General features: G+C 65.8%; 1 protein-coding gene and 2 pseudogenes. 2 read left to right on the plus strand and 1 reads right to left on the minus strand.

Features of this window, described 5'->3' with window-relative positions:
* Both EOA27_RS33330 and EOA27_RS33335 read left to right on the plus strand, forming a co-directional pair.
* A pseudogene (locus EOA27_RS33330) lies at positions 1 to 565 on the plus strand (carbamate kinase); the annotation flags it as partial.
* Positions 566 to 635: 70 nt separating this feature from the next.
* Entirely contained in the window at positions 636 to 1,910 is a 1,275-nt protein-coding gene (locus EOA27_RS33335) for an MFS transporter (RefSeq protein ID WP_126083550.1), read from the plus strand.
* On the opposite strand, the pseudogene EOA27_RS33340 reads toward EOA27_RS33335, so the two are convergent.
* A pseudogene (locus EOA27_RS33340) lies at positions 1,907 to 2,128 on the minus strand (alpha/beta hydrolase); the annotation flags it as partial. The gene EOA27_RS33335 and the pseudogene EOA27_RS33340 sit on opposite strands and share 4 nt — an antisense overlap.

Raw genomic sequence — 2,128 nt, forward strand, 5'->3', positions numbered from 1 at the left:
ACCGATCGGCCCCGTCTATGACGAGGCGACGGCGCGACGGCTCGTGGGCGAGCGCGGTTGGACCGTTGCGCCTGACGGCGACAAATGGCGCCGTGTCGTGCCCTCGCCGCGGCCTCTCGATATCTTGGAAGTGTCGGTGATCTCCTATCTGGTCGAGCAGGGCGTCGTCGTCATCTGCACGGGTGGTGGAGGTGTCCCGGTCATCGCCCGCGACGATGGCAGCATGATTGGCGTCGAAGCCGTCATCGACAAAGACCTGGCAAGCTCGCTTGTGGCGCGTCAATTGAAGGCTGACATGCTGCTGATGCTGACGGATGTCGATGCGGTTTATGCCGGCTTCGGTACGCCGCAGGCCCGCGCGCTCCGGCACGTTGCCACGACAGAGATATCGGGACGGAATTTTCCGGCCGGATCCATGGGGCCGAAGGTCGGTGCCGCGATCGAGTTCGCCGAAGCAACGGGCAAGCCTGCCGCGATCGGCAAGCTCGAAGATGCCCTGGCAATCGTCAGGGGCGAGCGCGGTACCTGGTTGGAAGCCCCGCTCAAGGAACCGCAAAACAGCTGATCGCGGTGTACTTGCGCACCGCGAGTTCGCTATGTTGAACGTGCCCAATGTCGACGTGCCGAAGGGATCAATGAAGCAGCTCGAGACCGCGGAGACCACCCGCACCCGCCTTAGAACCATTCCCATGGGGATTTGGGCGTTGGGCTTCGTGTCTCTGCTGATGGACGTCTCTTCGGAGATGATCCACGCCTTGCTGCCAGTCTACCTCGTCACCATCATGGGAGCGTCGATGGTGACGGTCGGCACCATTGAGGGCATTGCCGAAGCGACGGCCGCCATCACCAAGGTGTTTTCGGGCGCGCTGTCCGATTGGCTGGGAAAACGCAAGCTGCTGGCGGTCATCGGCTACGGCCTCGCCGCTCTCACCAAGCCGGTGTTCCCGCTGGCTTCCTCGATTGGCTGGCTGGTGGCGGCGCGATTTGTCGACCGTGTGGGCAAGGGGATTCGCGGCGCCCCGCGCGATGCCCTGGTTGCGGACATCGCCCCCGCCGACGCGCGCGGCGCGAGTTTCGGGCTTCGCCAGGCACTCGACACGGTTGGCGCGTTTGTCGGGCCGCTGCTGGCGATCGGCCTCATGTGGCTGACCGCCAATCAGTTTCGGACCGTGTTCTGGGTCGCGGTTGTTCCAGGCCTTCTGGCGGTCGTGCTGCTGGTTACCGCCGTCCGCGAGCCGGCCCGGCCCACGGGGCTGCGCGAAGTGCGCGCCCCTTTGAGCCTGCCGGAGCTCAAGCGCCTGGGCTCATCCTTCTGGCTGGTTGTCTGCGTGGCCACCGTGTTCACCCTGGCCAGGTTCAGCGAAGCGTTTCTCATCCTGCGCGCGCAGGGCATGGGCCTGCCGATCGGGCTCGTCCCGCTGGTGCTGGTGGTCATGAACGTTGTCTACTCGCTCTCGGCCTATCCGGCCGGCGCGCTATCGGATCGCGTCAATCGCCTGACGATGCTCATCCTCGGCTTCCTGGTCCTGATTGCCGCGGACATCGTGCTGGCGTTCCCTGGAAATCTTGCGGGCGCAGCGCTCGGCGTGGGCCTGTGGGGCCTGCATCTGGGGCTTACGCAGGGCCTCCTGGCAACGCTCGTCGCCGATACGGCCCCGCCGGAACTGCGAGGCACCGCCTTCGGGATGTTCAACCTGTCGACTGGACTTGCGCTGCTGGCCGCCAGCCTGCTGGCGGGCACGCTCTGGGATTTTTTCGGACCGAGGATGACCTTCCTGGCGGGCGCGGGCTTCACGGCGCTGGCGCTCTTCGGCCTTGGCCTCGTCCGTTGGCTGACGCCGACCCTTGGCCAAGACGCAACGGCCCCCGCGGCGGTCGTCACGCCGACAATCACCGGTTCCGCGGGCTAATGGTTTGACGGGATCAAGCCCTCGCCGGCCAGAAAGGTGCGGATTGCCATGCGAACCTCCTGCGTCCGCCCGACGAGAAGATGTCCGCCGGTATCGTAGACCACCAGCTTGGCGCTGGGAATCCTGGCCGCCGCGAACTCGGCTGCCGGCAGCGTGTTGAACAGGTCGTCGCGCGCCGAGACGATCAATGTCGGTGCAGCGATTTCAGCCAGCGGCTG

It is taken from the genome of Mesorhizobium sp. M2A.F.Ca.ET.037.01.1.1 (assembly GCF_003998075.1).
Taxonomy (GTDB): Bacteria; Pseudomonadota; Alphaproteobacteria; order Rhizobiales; family Rhizobiaceae; genus Mesorhizobium.

What these genes read in the sequence shown, in the direction of transcription:
- EOA27_RS33335 (WP_126083550.1), top strand. Translation starts at nt 636, where the DNA reads ATGAAGCAGCTCGAGACCGCGGAGACCACCCGCACCCGCCTTAGAACC.